The organism is Cupriavidus sp. GW822-FHT02D05, assembly GCF_058802485.1.
This window is the reverse complement of the sequence record NZ_JBXAOE010000003.1, coordinates 177168-195162: the sequence shown is the minus strand read 5'-3', so window position 1 is coordinate 195162 and position 17995 is coordinate 177168. Positions and strand designations below refer to the sequence as shown.

At 66.0% G+C, this 17995-nt stretch carries 17 protein-coding genes; 12 read left to right on the top strand and 5 right to left on the bottom strand.

The genetic code is table 11. The features are described from left to right. Positions 1–56 precede the first annotated feature (56 nt). The 7 genes from leuS to AC1RQK_RS05665 all read left to right on the top strand — a co-directional run bounded on the left by leuS (position 57) and on the right by AC1RQK_RS05665 (position 8402). On the top strand, positions 57–2693 hold the full coding sequence (leuS, locus tag AC1RQK_RS05695) for a leucine--tRNA ligase (RefSeq protein ID WP_492372941.1): 2637 nt from the start codon (positions 57–59) through the stop codon (positions 2691–2693). A 48-nt stretch (positions 2694–2741) separates the two neighbouring features. Then, positions 2742–3263 carry an LPS-assembly lipoprotein LptE gene (locus AC1RQK_RS05690; protein ID WP_052494686.1) on the top strand — a complete coding sequence of 174 codons (522 nt, stop codon included), beginning with the start codon at positions 2742–2744 and terminating at the stop codon, positions 3261–3263. Positions 3264–3327: 64 nt separating this feature from the next. Then, positions 3328–4368 (top strand): DNA polymerase III subunit delta, encoded by a 1041-nt coding sequence (gene holA / locus AC1RQK_RS05685; RefSeq protein WP_492807988.1) that lies wholly within the window; start codon positions 3328–3330, stop codon positions 4366–4368. Between the two features lie 124 nt (positions 4369–4492). Further along, positions 4493–5773, top strand: coding sequence for a glutamate-5-semialdehyde dehydrogenase (locus AC1RQK_RS05680; protein WP_183035257.1), 1281 nt, complete (start codon positions 4493–4495; stop codon positions 5771–5773). 102 nt (positions 5774–5875) lie between these two features. Further along, complete coding sequence (locus tag AC1RQK_RS05675) at positions 5876–6298, top strand: CopD family protein (RefSeq protein WP_150985938.1); 423 nt, start codon at positions 5876–5878, stop codon at positions 6296–6298. A 142-nt stretch (positions 6299–6440) separates the two neighbouring features. After that, positions 6441–7046 (top strand): 2-hydroxychromene-2-carboxylate isomerase, encoded by a 606-nt coding sequence (locus AC1RQK_RS05670; protein WP_043349543.1) that lies wholly within the window; start codon positions 6441–6443, stop codon positions 7044–7046. A gap of 81 nt (positions 7047–7127) precedes the next feature. Next, entirely contained in the window at positions 7128–8402 is a 1275-nt protein-coding gene (locus tag AC1RQK_RS05665) for a THUMP domain-containing class I SAM-dependent RNA methyltransferase (RefSeq protein WP_492807985.1), read from the top strand. Between the two features lie 43 nt (positions 8403–8445). Here the strand turns inward: AC1RQK_RS05665 and AC1RQK_RS05660 are convergent, their stop codons facing one another. The 5 genes from AC1RQK_RS05660 to AC1RQK_RS05640 form a co-directional block, all read right to left on the bottom strand. Continuing rightward, entirely contained in the window at positions 8446–9492 is a 1047-nt protein-coding gene (locus tag AC1RQK_RS05660) for a response regulator (RefSeq protein WP_492372943.1), read from the bottom strand. A 294-nt stretch (positions 9493–9786) separates the two neighbouring features. Further along, positions 9787–11241, bottom strand: a complete 1455-nt coding sequence (locus tag AC1RQK_RS05655) for an NAD(P)(+) transhydrogenase (Re/Si-specific) subunit beta (protein WP_492372980.1) — start codon at positions 11239–11241, stop codon at positions 9787–9789. A gap of 2 nt (positions 11242–11243) precedes the next feature. Beyond that, complete coding sequence (locus AC1RQK_RS05650; RefSeq protein ID WP_045240719.1) at positions 11244–11576, bottom strand: NAD(P) transhydrogenase subunit alpha part 2; 333 nt, start codon at positions 11574–11576, stop codon at positions 11244–11246. Positions 11577–11806: 230 nt separating this feature from the next. After that, the gene (gene panD, locus AC1RQK_RS05645; protein ID WP_006157598.1) at positions 11807–12169 is read right to left on the bottom strand and encodes an aspartate 1-decarboxylase; all 363 of its coding nucleotides are present in this window, start codon (positions 12167–12169) and stop codon (positions 11807–11809) included. Positions 12170–12391: 222 nt separating this feature from the next. Next, positions 12392–13513: a Re/Si-specific NAD(P)(+) transhydrogenase subunit alpha gene (locus AC1RQK_RS05640; RefSeq protein WP_150985941.1), complete on the bottom strand. Its 1122-nt coding sequence runs from the start codon at positions 13511–13513 to the stop codon at positions 12392–12394. A 530-nt stretch (positions 13514–14043) separates the two neighbouring features. Between AC1RQK_RS05640 and AC1RQK_RS05635 the strand changes: the two genes are divergently transcribed. From AC1RQK_RS05635 to mnmA, 5 genes are all read left to right on the top strand, one after another. Next, complete coding sequence (locus AC1RQK_RS05635) at positions 14044–14847, top strand: TorF family putative porin (RefSeq protein WP_477133073.1); 804 nt, start codon at positions 14044–14046, stop codon at positions 14845–14847. A 126-nt stretch (positions 14848–14973) separates the two neighbouring features. Then, entirely contained in the window at positions 14974–15372 is a 399-nt protein-coding gene (locus AC1RQK_RS05630; RefSeq protein ID WP_492372946.1) for a hypothetical protein, read from the top strand. Beyond that, on the top strand, positions 15359–16288 hold the full coding sequence (gene dapA, locus AC1RQK_RS05625) for a 4-hydroxy-tetrahydrodipicolinate synthase (RefSeq protein ID WP_492807982.1): 930 nt from the start codon (positions 15359–15361) through the stop codon (positions 16286–16288). Before AC1RQK_RS05630 ends, dapA begins: the two co-directional genes overlap by 14 nt. Positions 16289–16384: 96 nt before the next feature. Next, positions 16385–16888, top strand: coding sequence for an NUDIX hydrolase (locus AC1RQK_RS05620; RefSeq protein ID WP_492372948.1), 504 nt, complete (start codon positions 16385–16387; stop codon positions 16886–16888). After that, positions 16885–17985, top strand: a complete 1101-nt coding sequence (gene mnmA, locus AC1RQK_RS05615) for a tRNA 2-thiouridine(34) synthase MnmA (RefSeq protein WP_492807981.1) — start codon at positions 16885–16887, stop codon at positions 17983–17985. The genes AC1RQK_RS05620 and mnmA overlap by 4 nt, the downstream gene beginning before the upstream one ends. Positions 17986–17995: the final 10 nt, after the last annotated feature.

Here is a 17995-nt window from a genome sequence, read left to right as displayed (position 1 = left end):
CCGCTTATCTTTTCCACGCTTTTCGCACGCCGACGCACCGCGCCGTTGTCCTGAACATGCAAGACAAATACCTTCCCTCAGCCGTTGAACAAGCCGCCCAGCAACACTGGCAAGCCATCGATGCCTACCGCGTATCGGAAGAGGCGAAGCTGGCCGACGGCAGCGAGAAGCCGAAGTTCTATGCCTGCTCGATGCTGCCTTACCCGTCGGGCAAGCTGCATATGGGCCACGTGCGCAATTACACCATCAACGACATGATGGCGCGCCATCTGCGCATGAACGGGCACAACGTGCTGATGCCGATGGGCTGGGACGCGTTCGGCATGCCGGCGGAAAACGCCGCGCTCAACAATGGCGTGGCGCCGGCGGCCTGGACCTACAACAACATCGCTGAAATGAAGCGGCAGATGCAGTCGATGGGCCTGGCCATCGACTGGTCGCGCGAAGTCGCCACCTGCAGCCCGGACTACTACCGCTGGAACCAGTGGCTGTTCCTCAAGATGCTGGAAAAGGGCATCGCCTACCGCAAGACTGGCACGGTGAACTGGGATCCGGTCGACCAGACCGTGCTGGCCAACGAGCAGGTCATCGATGGGCGCGGCTGGCGCTCGGGCGCGCTGGTTGAAAAGCGCGAGATCCCGATGTACTACCTGCGCATCACCGACTACGCCGAGGAACTGCTCGGCGACCTGGACGACCTGGGCTGGCCCGAGCGCGTCAAGATCATGCAGCAGAACTGGATCGGCAAGAGCGTGGGCGTGCGCTTCGCGTTCCCGCATGCCATCGCCGGTGACGACGGCAAGCTGATCGGCGACGGCAAGCTCTATGTGTTCACCACGCGCGCCGACACCATCATGGGCGTGACCTTCTGCGCGGTCGCCGCCGAGCACCCGCTGGCCACCCATGCCGCCGCGACCAATCCTGAACTGGCCGCCTTCATCAACGAGTGCAAGCACGGCTCGGTGATGGAAGCCGATATGGCGACCATGGAAAAGAAGGGCATGCCCACCGGCCTGAAGGTGACGCACCCCCTGACCGGCGAGCAGGTCGAGGTGTGGGTTGGCAACTACGTGCTGATGAGCTACGGCGACGGCGCTGTGATGGGCGTGCCCGCGCACGACGAACGCGACTTTGCCTTTGCCAACAAATACGGCCTGCCGATCAAGCAAGTGGTCGATATGGTTGACGCCAAAAAGGGCCAGCCGTTCTCCACCGAAGCCTGGCAGGAGTGGTATGGCGACAAGGAGCACGGCACCTGCATCCATAGCGGCAAATACGACGGCCTGGACTACAAGGCTGCGGTGCAAGCCATCGCAGCCGATCTCGGTGCCAAGGGCCTGGGCGAGAAGAAGGTCACCTGGCGCCTGCGCGACTGGGGCATCTCGCGCCAGCGCTACTGGGGCACGCCGATCCCGCTGATCCATTGCGACGACTGCGGCGTGGTGCCGGTGCCGGAGCAGGACCTGCCGGTGGTGCTGCCGGAAGACCTGGTGCCGGACGGCACCGGCAACCCGCTGGCCAAGGATCCGCGTTTCCTCGCGTGCACCTGCCCGTCGTGCGGCAAGCCGGCGCGCCGCGAGACCGACACCATGGATACCTTCATCGATTCGTGCTGGTATTACATGCGCTATACCTGCCCGGACGCGGCCACCATGGTCGATGCGCGCAACGACTACTGGATGCCGATGGACCAGTACATCGGCGGCATCGAGCACGCGATCCTGCACCTGCTGTACGCCCGCTTCTGGACCAAGGTCATGCGCGACATGGGCCTGGTCACGTTCAACGAGCCGTTCTCCAACCTGCTCACGCAGGGCATGGTGCTCAACGATACCTACTACCGCGAAGACGCGGCGGGCAAGAAGACCTGGTTCAACCCGGCCGAAGTCGACGTCAGCACCGATGAGCGCGGCCGCCCGCTGGGCGCCGTGCTCAAGGCGGATGGCCAGCCGGTGGTGATCGGCGGCGTGGAGAAGATGTCGAAGTCCAAGAACAACGGCATTGACCCGCAGGCCCTGATCGACCAATACGGCGCCGACACCGCGCGCCTGTTCGTCATGTTCGCCGCGCCGCCCGAGCAGCAGCTCGAGTGGAGCGGCTCGGGCGTGGAGGGCGCTTCGCGCTTCCTGCGCCGGGTGTGGAACTACGGCTATGCCAACGCCGAGGCGATTGCGGCGGCGGGCAATGCCGTGCCATCCGGCGACGCCGACGCAGCGCTGCGCCGTGAGATCCACAGCGTGCTCAAGCAGGCCAACTACGACTATCAGCGCATCCAGTACAACACCGTGGTGTCGGCGACCATGAAGATGCTCAACGCGCTGGAAGACGCCAAGCAGGCCACGCCCGCCGCGCGCCGCGAGGGCCTGGGCATCCTGCTGCGCGTGCTGTATCCGGTGGTGCCGCACGTCACCCACGGGCTGTGGCAAGAGCTTGGCTACGCCACGCAGTACGGCGATTTGCTCGACGCAGCCTGGCCGCAGGTGGACGAATCCGCGCTGGTGCAAAGCGAGCTGGACCTCGTGCTGCAGATCAACGGCAAGGTGCGCGGCAGCCTGAAGGTGCCGGCCGACGCCGACCGCGCCGCCATCGAGGCCATGGCTGCCGCCAGCGAGATCGTTGCCAAGTTCGCTGACGGCGCCGCGCCGAAGAAGATCGTGGTGGTCCCGGGCCGCCTCGTTAATGTGGTTCTTTAACGTGACGCTGTAACTAGCGTCAGAGAAGCCAACAAGGGAGCTGCCCACATGGATGGACAGAAGCTGGATCGACCGCTGCAGGGCCGCCGCAAGGTCCTGGCCACGCTGCTGCTGGCCGGCCTGCTGGGCGGCTGCGGGTTTCACATGCGCGGCAACGCGGACTTTGCATTCAAGCGGCTGTATGTGAGCATTCCGCCCAATACGCTGATGGGCTCCGATTTGCGCCGCGCCATCCGCAACGGATCGGACACGCAGATCGTGACCGACCCGAAAGAAGCGGACGCCCTGCTCGATGTGCTGCAGGATACGCGTACCAAGACGGTGCTGTCGATCACCACCACTGGCGTGGTGCGCGAGTACCGCCTGACGCAGCGCTTCACCTTCCGCCTGCGTGACGCCGGCGGCCAGGAGCTGATCGCGCCGTCGCAGCTGGTGCTCACGCGCGACCTGACCTACAACGAAGCCAACACGCTGGCCAAGGATTACGAAGAGCAGCAGCTCTATCGCGACATGCAGCGTGACATCGTGCAGCAGCTGATTCGCCGGCTGAGCGCGGTCAAGGCCATCTGAGCGGCGCGAGAAGCGCCGGCCAGACAAGCTCAATAGGCAAGGACAGAGGAAAGAAGCGCACGGCATGCAGCTCAAGCTCGACGGACTCGAAGCGCACCTGCGCCAGGCCAAGGGACGCGGCCTGGCACCGCTCTACGTGGTGCATGGCGACGAGCACCTGCTGGTGCTAGAGGCGGTCGACCGCCTGCGCCAGGCTGCGCGCGAGGCCGGCTTCACGGAGCGCGAGGTGCTGTCCTCCGAGCGCGGCTTCAACTGGGGCCACGTGGTCCAGGCGCAGCAATCGATGTCGCTGTTCGGCGATCGCAAGATCGTCGAGCTGCGGATTCCCTCCGGCAAGCCCGGCAAGGACGGCGGCGAGGCGCTGCGCGCGGTGGCTGCCCAGCCTTCGCCGGACGTGGTCATGTTCATCACGCTGCCGCGGCTGGACTTCGCCACGGCCAAGTCGGCCTGGTTCCAGGCGCTGGACGCCGCCGGCGTGTCGATCAAGGTCGATTCCGTCGACCGCACGCGGCTGCCGGCCTGGGCCGGCGAGCGGCTGGCGCTGCAGCAGCAGCGGGTCGAGCCCGGTGAACCGGGGCGGCGCGCGCTGCAGTTCATCGCCGACAAGGTCGAAGGCAACCTGCTGGCCGCTCACCAGGAAATCCAGAAGCTCGGACTGCTGTATCCGGCTGGTCCGCTGACCTTCGAGCAGGTGCACGATGCGGTGCTCAACGTGGCCCGCTACGACGTCTTCAAGCTCTCCGAAGCCATGCTCAGCGGCGACGTGCCGCGCCTGGTGCGCATGCTCGAAGGGCTGCGCGGGGAGGGCGAGGCCACGGTGCTGGTGCTGTGGGCGCTGACCGAGGAAATTCGCGTATTATCCAAGGTCCGGCAAGGGCTGGCGGCAGGCAAGCAGATTGGTGTCCTGACGCGTGAACTGCGTATCTGGGGCCCGCGCGAAAAGCTGGTGCCGCAGGCCGCGCAGCGCCTCTCGCTGGCGCAGCTGGAAGCCGCGCTGGGCATGGCCGCCAAGCTGGACCGGCAGGTCAAGGGCCTGCGCGCCGAAGGCATGCCGGCCGAGCCCTGGGATGGCCTGCTGCAGCTGGCGCTGACCATCGCCCGGTAAGCCCGCAGGCCGGTAGCCGGTAGCGCGGTCATTGGAGATCACTGCCAGCGACCCGCATAGCCAGCCGTAGCCGACAAAAAAAAGCTAAACCAAGCATTGAGGGCCGGGTCCCCTGGCCAGGAATATGAACGAGCTCGATCTCAAGCAGTACATGGACCGCGTCGGCCAGCAGGCCCGCGCCGCCTCCCGCGCCATGGCGCGCGCCTCCACCGCGGACAAGAACCGCGCGCTGTTGACCATCGCCGCCGCCATCCGCCGCGACGCCGCGCACCTCAAAGCCGTGAACGCCGGCGACGTGGAGCGTGCCCGCGCCAACGGCCAGGACGCCGCTTTCATCGACCGCCTGACGCTCTCGGACAAGGCGATCGACACCATGGCCGCCGGCCTGGAGCAGATCGCCGCGCTGGCGGACCCGATCGGCGAGATCAGCAACATGAAATTCCGTCCCACCGGCATCCAGGTGGGCCAGATGCGGGTGCCGCTGGGCGTCATCGGCATCATCTACGAGTCGCGTCCCAACGTGACCATCGACGCAGCCGCGCTGTGCCTGAAGTCGGGCAACGCCACCATCCTGCGCGGCGGCTCCGAGGCGATCGATTCCAATACCGCGCTCGCCGCCCTGGTGGCCGAGGGCCTGGCCGCCGCCGGCCTGCCGCCCGAAGCGGTGCAGGTGATCTCGACCACCGACCGCGCCGCGGTTGGCCGCCTCATCACCATGACCGAATACGTCGACGTGATCGTGCCGCGCGGCGGCAAGAGCCTGATCGCGCGCCTGATGGCAGAAGCGCGGGTGCCCATGATCAAGCACCTGGACGGCATCTGCCACGTCTATATCGATGTCGACGCGGACCTGGACAAGGCGGTGCGCGTTGCCGACAACGCCAAGACCCAGCGCTACGCGCCCTGCAACACCATGGAAACGCTGCTGGTCGCGCGCGATGTCGCCGCCGCGGCGCTGCCGCCGCTGTGCCGCATCTACCAGGAAAAGGGCGTGGAGCTGCGCGTGTGCGCCGCCACCCGCGCCACGCTGGAAGCCGCCGGTTTCACCGGCCTGGTCGACGCCACCGAAGAAGACTGGCGGCTCGAGTACCTGGCGCCGGTGCTGGCGATCCGCACCGTGGCCGGGCTGGACGAGGCCATCGAGCACATCAATACCTATGGCTCGGCGCATACCGATTCCATCATCACCGAGAACTACACCACTGGCATGCGCTTCCTGCGCGAGGTGGACTCGGCCAGCGTGATGATCAATGCGTCGACGCGCTTTGCCGATGGCTTCGAGTACGGCCTGGGCGCCGAGATCGGCATCTCCAACGACAAGCTGCACGCGCGCGGCCCGGTCGGTCTGGAAGGCCTGACCTCGTTGAAGTACGTGGTGTTCGGCCACGGCGAGATCCGTACCTGAGCGGGCTGGCGGCACGCGTCCCGTGCCGCCTCCCGTCGCGCAGCCCCACCGTTTCACCGTTCCCATGCGTTCCCATGGGAACCTAACCAGAAAAAAGGCCAGATGCTCTGGGTTAAAGCGCTGCACATCGTTTTCGTTGTCTCCTGGTTCGCTGGCCTGTTCTACCTGCCTCGCATCTTCGTCAACCTCGCCATGGAGCGCGAGCCGGCCAGCGTGCAGCGCCTGCTGCTGATGGCGCGCAAGCTCTACCGCTTCATGACCATGCTGGCGGTGCCGGCGCTGGTGTTCGGGCTGTGGCTGTATATCGGCTACGGGATCGGGCGCGGTCCGGGGCAGGGCTGGATGCATGCCAAGCTGGCGCTGGTGCTGGTGCTGATCGGCTATCACCATGGCTGCGGCGTGCTGCTCAAGAAGTTCGAGGGCGGGCGCAATACGCGCTCGCACACCTTCTATCGCTGGTTCAACGAGTTGCCGGTGCTGGTGCTGCTGGCGGTGGTGATCCTGGTGGTGGTCAAGCCGTTCTGACGCGCATTGGCCGGCGGCCGCGCGCATCGCCTGTGCGGGCCGCCGGGTTTGGGTTTTTTCTCGTATCGTATTTCATTCGTTTCACGCAGCATTGCCGCGTTCACCGCGCGGTTGTCTCGCCCCACTCCGTCCAGAGGACATGATGAGCAAGCAGGTCGACTACTATCTCACCCCGCAATCGCCTTTCGTCTACCTTGGCCACGAACGCTTCACCGCGATTGCAGCCAAGCATGGCGTGCAAGTCAATCTCAAGCCCTGCGACCTGGGCCGCGTGTTCTCTGTTTCGGGTGGCTTGCCGCTGGCGCAGCGTCCGCCGCAGCGCCAGGCCTACCGCCTGGTCGAGCTGGCCCGCTGGAGCGAGTTTCTCGGCCTGCCGCTGAACCCGCAGCCGACCTTTTTCCCGGTCTCCGGCGACGCCGCCAGCAAGCTGGTCATCGCCGTGCAGCTGGCCCATGGCACCGCCCGCGCGATGGAGCTGATCGGCGCCATTGGCCGCGCCCTGTGGGCCGAGCAACGCAATATCGCTGACGCCGCCACGCTGGCGCAGCTGGCCGACAGCATCGGCCTGGAAGGCGCGGCGTTGCTCAAGGCGAGCGACGCGCAGGCTGTCCAGGCCGCTTATACGCAGCACACCCAGGACGCGGTTTCCGTCGGCGCGTTCGGCGCGCCGTGGTACGTCTATGACGGCCAGCCTTTCTGGGGCCAGGACCGCCTGGACTTCCTCGATCGCGCCCTCGCGGCGGGCTGAAGCCCCGGAGCGCGGTACACTGCGCGCTATCCGACCCCGTCCGCTACGGCGGACGTTTTTGTTTGCAGGAATTCCCAAGCCATGTCCCAAGCCTTTTTTGCCTCCTGCCCGCGCGGCCTCGAGAGCGCACTTGCCGAAGAGTTGCACGAGATCGCAGCCCGGCCCGGCCTGGCCAGGCTCGCCCCCATCCAGGTCCATCGCGAAATGCCCGGTGGCGTCACTTTCTCGGGCGAGATGGCCGCGGCCTACGCAGTCAACCTGCATTCGCGCATCGCTAGCCGGGTGCTGATGCGGGTCGCCAACCGCGGCTACCGGCGCGAAGACGACGTCTATGACCTGGTGCGCGCCCAGCGCTGGGATCATTGGTTCACGCCGGATGAGACGCTCCGGGTGGACGTCACGTCCCATCGCTCGCCGCTGCAGAGCCTGAACTTCATCGCCCTGCGTATCAAGGACGGCGTTTGCGACGCCATGCGCGAGCGCTCGGGCGAGCGGCCCAGCGTCGATACCGTGAATCCGGATGTGCGGATTTATGCCCATCTGACCGAGCACGATTGCACGCTCTACCTCGACACCTCGGGTGATCCGCTGTTCAAGCGGGGCTGGCGCCTGGAGAAGGGCGAGGCGCCGCTGAAGGAAAACCTGGCTGCCGGCATCCTGCGCCTGGCCGGATGGGTGCCAGGCCAGACCGAACGCCCGTTCTACGATCCGATGTGCGGCAGCGGCACCTTCCTGGTGGAAGCGGCCCAGGTGGCCCTTGGCCTGGCCCCTGGCGCGAACCGCAGCTTTGGCTTCGAGCGCCTGAAGGGCGCCGACAACAAGACATGGAATGCGCTGAAGGCGGCTGCGCGGGATGACGAGGAGGCCGCGCGCAAGCGCGTCGCGTCCGAGCCTCTGGAACTCGCCGGCAGCGATATTTCCACGGACCTGCTGTCGATGTCGCAAGCCAACTGGGAACGCGCGGGCTTGCCCGGCGAAGTGCGGTTGAAGCAGGTGGATGCGCGCTTTGCGCAGCCGCCGTTCGCGGCACCCGGCCTGATGTTGATGAACCCGCCGTATGGCGAGCGGATTGCCGTGCGGGGAGAACGCCGGCGGCCGATGGACGAAGCACCGGTCGACGAGATCGATGACGAGGCCGCCAATCAGTTCGCCAGCGCCTTTGCCACCACGCTCAAGCAGCATTTCGCGGGCTGGCAGGCATGGGTGTTCACTGGCGACCTGACGCTGCCGCGCCGCTTGCGGCTCAAGGAGTCGCGCCGCACGCCGCTGTACAACGGCAATATCGAATGCCGGCTGTTCCGTTTCGACATGGTGCGAGGCGGCAACCGCAACGCCCCGGCGCAGCCTTCGGCCTGATGCGGCAAGCGCAGGAGAGCGAGCCTGTCCTGCGCTGCCTGGCTTAGCGCGTTGCGCGCCCGGTGACCCGCTCGGGGTGACGGGCAAAATCGTCCAGGAAGCCCTGGAAGCTGACCACCGGCTCCTGCAGCAGATGGCGCGGCAGGTCGAACAGCGCGTAGAAATAATCCTCACGCCCTTCGCAGCGCTCGGCCGGCAGGCAATATTGCTCCCAGTCGATGCAGGCCGGCGTGTACATGCCATTGCCTGGCCAGAAGAAAGGCACGATGCGGCCCTCGCGCAGTCCCTCGATCAGGGCCGCCGGCGCATCGTAAGCTTCCGCGGATTCCACCTGGTTGATCAGGCCGGCGCGTGTCTCGATCACCATCAGCGTGGCCTGGCCCTGCGCCGTCAGCATCAGGATGCCGGCCGGGTTGGGGTAGAGGTAGTACTCGACAAAGCCGTAGCGCGCGGTGACCTGGCGCACCCGCTCGCAGATCGCGGGGTCCGACAGGAAGGAAAACGAGTGGCGCGTCAGCAGGTCGCGCAGCGTGCGCGACAGGGTGGCGAAATACTGCTGCTGGAGCGCGTCGATCTCCTGGTCCAGCCGCTCGACCATGTTGCTGTCGTGCTTCTTCACGTAGCGGTCGATCAGCCCATGGTTGAAGCCCTGCACGGCAATGCCTTCGTCGGCGGTGCCGGTCAGCAGGATGGTCTTGCACGGCAGGTCCTGCAGGGCCTGGCAGAACTCCAGTCCGTTCATCTGCGGCATCGAATAATCAACCACGATCACGCCCGGCTGCACAAAGCGGTTGTAGTCGTGGATTTGCCGGTAGATGCGGTCGATATCGAGCTGCACGGTGCGCCGCTCGGTCAGGAAGGTCAGGTCGTCATGCGTGACCCGCACGGGCAGGAAGCCGGTCGAGCGTGTGGTGTAGGTCTCGCGGATCCATTGCAGGGCTTCGCGGGGGTCGGTGAAGGTCACCACCGGCCGCGACGGATCCATCTGGAACGCCAGGCTGTCGATGAACGATTTACTGTCGTCGACGAGCACCGTGAGGATCGGGTGATGGAAGACCGACAGATTCCTGTCCTGGGGGTTGAATGTCATGTTGCGTTCGGCTCCGCTGTCGGCAGATACTTCGGGCGGGTGGTTTGGCGCGGCTGGAGATCCGGCGCGGCAAGGCCAGCGGACGGATCGGTTCGGAGCGGCCCACCGCGCTGGACTACACCTGGCCCTTTTTGGGTGACCGGCGCGTGCCATGGCCGGTGACCGGAAACCAGTATAGCGCGCTCGCGCTCGCGCGCAACCGGACCTCGGCGAGATGGAAAAAAGCGCGACAGTGTCGCGCTCTTCGTGGCGGCAGATACGGGCGGATGCCCGTATCTGGTGCTTCCGGCGTGCTTACTCGACCGCCTTGCCCATGTCTTCCACCACCTTCTTGGCGTCGCCGAACACCATCATGGTCTTGTCCATGTAGAACAGCTCGTTGTCCAGGCCCGCGTAGCCAGCGGCCATCGAGCGCTTGTTCACGATGATGGTCTTGGCCTTGTAGGCTTCCAGGATCGGCATGCCGGCAATCGGCGAGTTGGGATCGGTCTTGGCGGCCGGGTTGACCACGTCGTTGGCGCCCAGCACCAGCACCACATCCGCCTGGCCGAACTCGCTGTTGATGTCCTCCATTTCGAAGACCTGGTCGTAAGGCACCTCGGCCTCGGCCAGCAGCACGTTCATGTGGCCCGGCATGCGGCCCGCCACCGGGTGGATGGCATACTTCACCGTCACGCCTTTCTCGACCAGCTTCTCGGTCAGTTCCTTGAGCGCATGCTGCGCGCGTGCCACCGCCAGGCCGTAGCCCGGGACGATGATCACGGTCTCGGCATTGCCCATCAGGAAGGCCGCGTCGTCGGCCGAGCCGGACTTCACGTTGCGCTGCGCCTGGCCGCCGGCAGCGGCCGCCGCGGGCGCGCCGCCAAAGCCGCCGAGCAGCACGTTGAAGAACGAACGGTTCATGGCCTTGCACATGATGTACGAGAGGATGGCGCCGGAGGACCCCACCAGCGAGCCGGCGATGATCAGCATCGGGTTGTTCAGCGAGAAGCCGATGCCCGCCGCGGCCCAGCCCGAGTACGAGTTCAGCATCGACACCACCACCGGCATGTCGGCGCCGCCGATCGGGATGATGATCAGCACGCCCAGCACGAAGGCGATCGCCAGCATCAGCAGGAAGGGCAGCCAGTCCTGCGACAGGCAGAAGATGATGCCGAAGCCGATCATGGCCACGGCCAGCAGCAGGTTCAGCAGATGCTGCCCGGCAAAGGACACCGGCGCGCCCTGAAACAGGCGGAACTTGTACTTGCCCGACAGCTTGCCGAAGGCGATCACCGAACCGGAGAAGGTGATGGCACCGACGAAGCAGCCGATGAACAGCTCGATGCGGTTGCCAAACGGGATATCGTGCGAGCCCGGCGGCGTGATGCTGAATGCAGACGGCTCGGCCACCACGGCCACCGCGATGCAGACCGCGGCCATACCGATCAGCGAGTGCATGGCGGCCACCAGCTCGGGCATCTTGGTCATCTCGACCTTTCTTGCCACGTAGGCACCGATGCCGCCGCCAACCACCAGCGCACCGAAGATCAGCGCCATGCCTTCGGCGACCGACGACTGGCCCGCGCCGATGGCCAGGAACTCGTTCTTGAGCTTGGCGATCAGCACCAGCGTGGTCACCGCGGCGATGGCCATGCCGATCATGCCGAAGGCGTTGCCGCGCCGCGCGGAGCTGGGATGCGAGAGGCCCTTGAGCGCCTGGATGAAACACACCGAGGCGAGCAGGTAGAGCAGGGTGACGAGGTTCATGCTCACTTGGCGCCCTCCTCATGACCCTTGCCAGCCTTGGCCTTGGGTTCCTTCTTCTTGAACATCTCCAGCATGCGCTGCGTCACCAGGAAGCCACCGAACACGTTGACCGCGGCGAGCGCGACCGCCAGCGTGCCCATGGTGCGGCCCACGGGGCCCTCGGTCAGGCCGGCAGCCAGCATGGCGCCGACGATGATGATGGCCGAGATCGCATTGGTCACGGCCATCAGCGGGGTGTGCAGGGCGGGCGTCACCGTCCAGACCACGTGGTAGCCCACGTAGATCGCCAGCACGAAGATGATCAGGTTGATCACCGTGTGGTTCACCATTTCCATCGACTTCTCCTCCGTTGCTTGAATGCCTTGCTGCGCGGTTGTCCCGTGTTCTTTTGCCTGGCCAGGCGCCTGTGAGCGCCTACTGCATCGATGCCCCACCTGGTGCCGCGTTGTCGTCTGTCGCGTAGGTACCCTCACCCCAGGGGGGACGGTACGGCTGAATCCGAAAATCGCATGCCGGATGCGGGCATCGCACCGGCGTTGGCTCCCGGCGCGATGTCCTCATCCGCTTACACCTTCTTGATTTCCTTGATGGCGTTGTTGTCGTCCACCAGGATGATCTTCGGCTTGTAGGTGGCGATCTCCTCATCGCTCATCGGCGCGTAGGTGCAGATGATGAGATGGTCGCCCAGGTGCGCGCGCCGTGCGGCCGCGCCGTTGAGCGAGATCTCGCCGCTGCCGCGCACGCCCTTGATGATGTAGGTGGAGAAGCGCTCGCCATTGTTGACGTTGTATAGCTCGATTTTCTCGAACTCCTTCATGTCGGCCGCTTCGAGCAGATTCTCGTCGATGCCGCATGATCCCTCATAGTTGAGGTCCGCCTGTGTCACGGTGACACGATGGAGCTTGGCGCGGAGCATGATGCGTTGCATGGGTGATACGTCCTTGGTTGATGCTGGATGAGCTTGTAGGGTAGCCCCTGGGGTTGAGTCCTGACGGGCCACTTGGAATGGTTCCGGAGCCTGGGTATCGGCCAGCCCGGCCAGCCGCACCGGCAGTACAGCCCGATAGCGGCAGGCGCGCTACCGTGCACCTGGCCGGAACCGCCTGGCCCCATTCTAAAGCGACCGGGCCGCGGCGGGCCCGCTGCCGCTTCAGGAAGCGCCGCGGACCACCTGGCCGTCCTTGCACATCAGGCAGGCGGCGACGATATCGTCCTCCAGGTTCAGCGTGAACTGGCCTTCCTTGTCGATGACGAGCTTGAGGAAGTCGAGCACGTTGCGCGCATATAGCGCCGACGCGTCGGCCGCCACCATGCTGGCCAGGTTGGTGTGCCCGATCAGCGTGACGCCGTGGCGTTCCACCACTTCGTCAGCCACAGTCAGCGGGCAGTTGCCGCCCTGCGCCGCGGCGAGGTCGACCACCACCGAGCCCGGCTTCATCGCCTGCACCGTTTCTTCCTTGAGCAGCACCGGCGCCTGGCGGCCCGGGATCAGCGCGGTAGTGATGACGATGTCGGCTGCCTTGGCGCGCTCGTGCACCAGTTCGGCCTGGCGCCGCATCCAGTCGGGTGGCATGGGGCGGGCATAGCCGCCCACGCCCTGCGCGATCTCGCGCTCTTCGTCGGTGACGAAGGGCACATCGAGGAATTTGGCGCCCAGCGATTCGATCTGCTCCTTGACGGCGGGACGCACGTCGGAGGCTTCGATGACCGCGCCCAGCCGCTTGGCGGTAGCGATGGCCTGCAGGCCCGCCACGCCAGCGCCGAGGATCAGCACGCGGGCCGCCTTGACGGTGCCGGCGGCGGTCATCAGCATGGGCATGAAACGCTGGTAATGATGCGCGGCGACCAGCACGGCCTTGTAGCCGGCGATATTGGCCTGGGAAGAGAGCACGTCCATGCTCTGCGCGCGCGTGGTGCGCGGCGCGGCTTCCAGCGCGAAGGCGGTCAGCGTGGCGCCCGCCATGCGCGCGTTGTTCTCTGCGTCGAAGGGATTGAGCATGCCGACCAGCACGGCGCCCGGCTTCATCAGCGCGAGCTCGGCATCGACGGGGGCGCGGACCTTGAGCACCAACTGCGCGCCGAAGGCTTGCGCCGCGGTGCCAATGGTGGCACCGACGGCCTCATACGCCGAGTCCGGCACGCTGGCGCGTACGCCGGCTCCCGACTGGACGATGACCTGATGGCCCTGGGTCACGTACTTCTTGACCGTCTCCGGGGTGGCGGCGACACGAGTCTCACCTGCCCGCGTCTCCTGCGGGATGCCGATGTGCATCGTCAATTTCTCCTTTTGCTGGCGTCTTTGAGGCGCTGTCAAAATGATTCTGGCGTTGGCGCGCGAGCTTGTCGTACGACCGCTACGACATGGCAACGCGCCTGACCAGAACCGCTTCGGCTCATTCTGACAATGCCACTGATCTGCTAGGCGGGCGGACGTCTTTGGCTCTTTTGTGTCTGCCCTTTGTGTCTGCCATGCGCCCGGCCAGGCCGAACGCAGCGCACAATTTTTTCGCAGCTTACAGGAATCTGACGATATGTGGTGACCGGCCGGTCGGCTTTTGCGCAACCGCATCACCCCCTCTCTGGACCTGTTGGTTCATCCCAGGGCATGCCGGGACGTTCCCTTTACGATTTTTACGCCATCCCTTGGCGGGCCGGTATTTTCTTGACACCGATTTTAGGCGCGTGCCCGTACTGTTCCGGTCGCGCCGCGGCCACTGTCATCCTGACGTTCGCCGTGGCTTCAGCCATCGCCTCATGCGTGGCTGTCCACCGATCGAAGTTCTTCCAATTGCCAAGTTATCCATGACTGCTCTTCGCTTCAACGTTTCGCATGCCTGCCTCGCTACCCTGTCTTGCGCCACGCTTCTCGCCGCGCCGGCCGCCTTCGCGCAGGGCGCACCCGATGCAGCCGCAGCAGCCGACGCGTCGCCGCACACCTTCACGGCCAACGTCACGCTGGCCAGCGAATATCGCTACCGGGGCCTGATGCAGTCCAACCGTCGCCCGGCGATCCAGGGCGGGTTCGACTACACGCATTCGAGCGGCCTCTACGTGGGCAACTGGAACTCCAGCATCAGCTGGCTCGGCGACAGCAACGCCAAGGTGTCGGCGCCGATCGAGATGGATTTCTACGGCGGCTTCAAGAACACCATCATGCTGGGCGGGCTCGAGTGGAACTACGACGTGGGCGTGCTGGAGTACTACTATCCCGGCGACTATCCGGCCGGCTACACACGCCCGTACACGACGGAGCTGTACGGCGGCATCGGCTACGGCCCGGTGTTCCTGAAATACTCGCACGCAGTGACCAACCTGTTCGGCTTCAACGACAGCAAGAACAGCTACTACGTGGACCTGTCGGCCAATGTGCCGCTGAACGTCTGGGACCTGACGCTCAATGCGCACGTCGGCTATCAGAAGGTGAGGAATGTCACGGACGCCTCGTACACGGACTGGAAGCTGGGGCTGACCAAGGACCTGGGCAAGGGCTTTGCGCTGGCGATCGCTTATATCGACACCAACGCCAACAAGTCGGTCTACACCAATGTGCCTGGCCGCTATATCGGCAAGGCAGCCGCCTTCGCGTCGCTCACCAAGACATTCTGAGCATGCCGCGCCATCTTGATGACATTTTGATGGCGGCGGCGGCGATTACTGCATCAACTTGAGGCGGCCATGCATAGCATGGTTGCATCTTCAACAGACGACCCGCCCAGCGCGGGTCCCGCTCAAATGCGACAGTCGAGCCTTGCCGTGGCCTTTGCTTGCGTGCCACGCCGCCGTCTTACCCGCACCGGATCCCGCACCGCGCGCCTTGACGCATCTGGCATCGAAGCCGCGAAGGCCGCCGCGCCCGCGCTTGGCTTGGACACCGCGCACAGCTGGATCCGCCTGCGCCTGGCGGTGGCGTCGAGCCAGGTCTTCGCGCTGCGCCAGTCGCTGCACCGCGCGATCGGGCAACTGGCGCGCATCTATGTGGTGGAAGTGGACCACCGCCATGGCGAGACCACGCTGCATGTGGAGGTCGAGCGCGGCGGCCGCGACGCTGCCATGCACGCCATCATGATGGCCCTGCCGGCCGCCGAGTTCGGCGTCACCACGGTGCTAGGACAAGACCATGCCGCGCACTGAGATGATGGCGGGCTTGCGCGAAGACAGCCGCGCGACGTTGTGGCTGCCGCTGGTGACACCGATGCAGGGCGGCGAGCTGGACCTGGCCTGCGCGCAGCGGCTGGCCGCGCACTATGTGGCCAGCGGCGTGGATGGGCTGGTCATCCTGGGCACGACCGGGGAGGGTGGCTTGCTCACGCGGGATGAGCGGCTGATGTTTACCGCCGCGGTGCTGGAGGCGGTGGACGGTGCGCTGCCGGTGCTGGCTGGCGTTGGCGGCGTGGATACCCGCGTGGTTTGCGAGCAGGTGCGCCAGCTCGACCGCTTCGACCTGGCGGGCTACCTGGTGCCGCCGCCGTACTACCTGCGGCCCGGCGATGAGGGCATTGCCTGGCATGTCGAGCGCGTGGCGGATGCCACCTGGCGCCCGCTGATGCTCTACAACGTGCCCAAGCGCACCGGCTGCAACATGTCACCGGCATTGGTGCAGCGGCTGGCCGCGCATCCGCGCGTCGTCGCGGTCAAGGAGTGTGACGCGGCCGGGCTGCGCGCCCTGGCCGGCAACGATCGGCTCGCGGTCTTCTGCGGCGAGGACGCGGCCATGCTGGACCACCTGCTAGCGGGTGGCGACGGCGTGGTTCCGGCTTGCGCGCACATCCGCCCGGATCTGTTCGTGCGGTTGTTGCAACTGGTGGCGCAGGGCCGCGTTGCCGAAGCGCGTGCGCTGTTCGCGAGCCTGGCGCCGTTGATCTCGCTGCTGTTCTCCGAGCCCAATCCGGCCCCGGTCAAGACCGCGCTGGCATTGTGCGGGCTGGCAGGTTCCGAGGTCAGGCGGCCACTGGCGCCTGCCAGCCGCGCGCTGCGCGAACGGCTGGACCAGGTGATCGCTTCGCTGCCGGCGGTGGGGGACGTGGAGCGCACTTTGCTGCTGGCCTAGTGTTGGCGCGGGCGCGGCGCCGGATGCGTCGGATGCGCAGGATGCGTGAAAGGGCGGCAACCGGTAGAATGCCGGATTGCCTAAAATTTGTGCATCATGTCACACGACTGGAAGGCCAGCGTCACGGTTGCCGCGGTAATTGAGCGCGGCGGCCGCTTCCTGCTGGTGGAAGAAGAAACCCCCGACGGCCTGCGGCTGAACCAGCCTGCCGGCCATCTCGACCCGGGCGAGAGCCTGATTCACGCCGTCATCCGCGAAACGCTGGAAGAAACCGCGCACACGTTCGAGCCGCGCGCGCTGCTGGGCTGCTATATGGCCCGCCCGCACTCGGCCGGCACGGCGGCGCGGCCGGGCGGCGACATCACCTATGTGCGCTTCGCCTTTACCGGCGAGCTGGGCGCGCTCGATGCCGGGCGCCAGCTCGATGTGGGCATCGTGCGCACCGTGTGGATGAGCGCCGACGAAATCCGCGCCTGCCCCGAGCGCCATCGCACGCCGCTGCTGCTGGCCTGCATCGAGGACTACCTGGCGGGCAAGCGCTTCGCGCTCGACGCGCTCTACACCCATCCTTCCGTGGTGGGCAGCGGAGTGCTGTCATGAGCCAGGGCAAGCGCGTCGTGGTGGGCATGTCGGGTGGCGTGGATTCGTCGGTGACAGCCTGGCTGCTCAAGCAGCAAGGCTACGAGGTGATCGGCCTGTTCATGAAGAACTGGGAAGACGACGACGACAGCGAGTACTGCTCGACCCGGCAGGACTGGCTGGACGTGGTCTCGGTGGCCGACCTCATCGGCGTCGACGTGGAAGCGGTCAATTTTGCCGCCGAGTACAAGGACCGCGTCTTTGCAGACTTCCTGCGCGAATATTCGGCCGGGCGCACGCCCAACCCGGACGTGCTGTGCAATGCCGAGATCAAGTTCAAGGCCTTCCTGGACCACGCCATGTCGCTGGGCGCGGACACCATCGCCACCGGCCACTACGCGCGCGTGCGCGAAGCGGGGGTGGATGTGGGTGCCGGCACGGGCCGCTTTGAGCTGCTCAAGGCCTTTGACCACACCAAGGACCAGAGCTACTTTCTGCACCGGCTGAACCAGGCGCAGCTGTCGCGCACGCTGTTTCCGCTGGGCGAGATGCCCAAGACGCGCGTGCGCGAGATCGCTGCCGAGATCGGCCTGCCCAATGCCAAGAAAAAGGATTCCACCGGCATCTGCTTTATCGGCGAGCGGCCGTTCCGCGATTTTCTCAACCGCTACCTGCCGACCAAGCCGGGACCGATGAAGACGCCGGACGGCAAGGAAGTCGGCCAGCACATCGGTCTGGCGTTCTACACGCTGGGGCAACGCAAGGGCATCGGCCTGGGCGGCAGCCGCGCGGGCAACGGCGACGCCTGGTATGTGGCGCGCAAGGACATGGCCAGCAACACGCTGTATGTGGTGCAGGGCCATGAGCATCCGTGGCTGCTGACGCCTACGCTCGACGCTGCCGACCTGTCGTGGGTGGCGGGCACCGGCCCGGCGGTGGGCACCACGCTGTCGGCCAAGACGCGGTATCGGCAGAGCGATGCGCCCTGCACGGTGACGGGGGCGGGCGACGATGCCCTGCAACTGACGTTCGCGCAGGCGCAATGGGCGGTTACGCCTGGCCAGTCCGCGGTGCTGTACGACGGCGATGTCTGCCTGGGCGGCGGCATCATCCGGTGAGGCGCGCAGA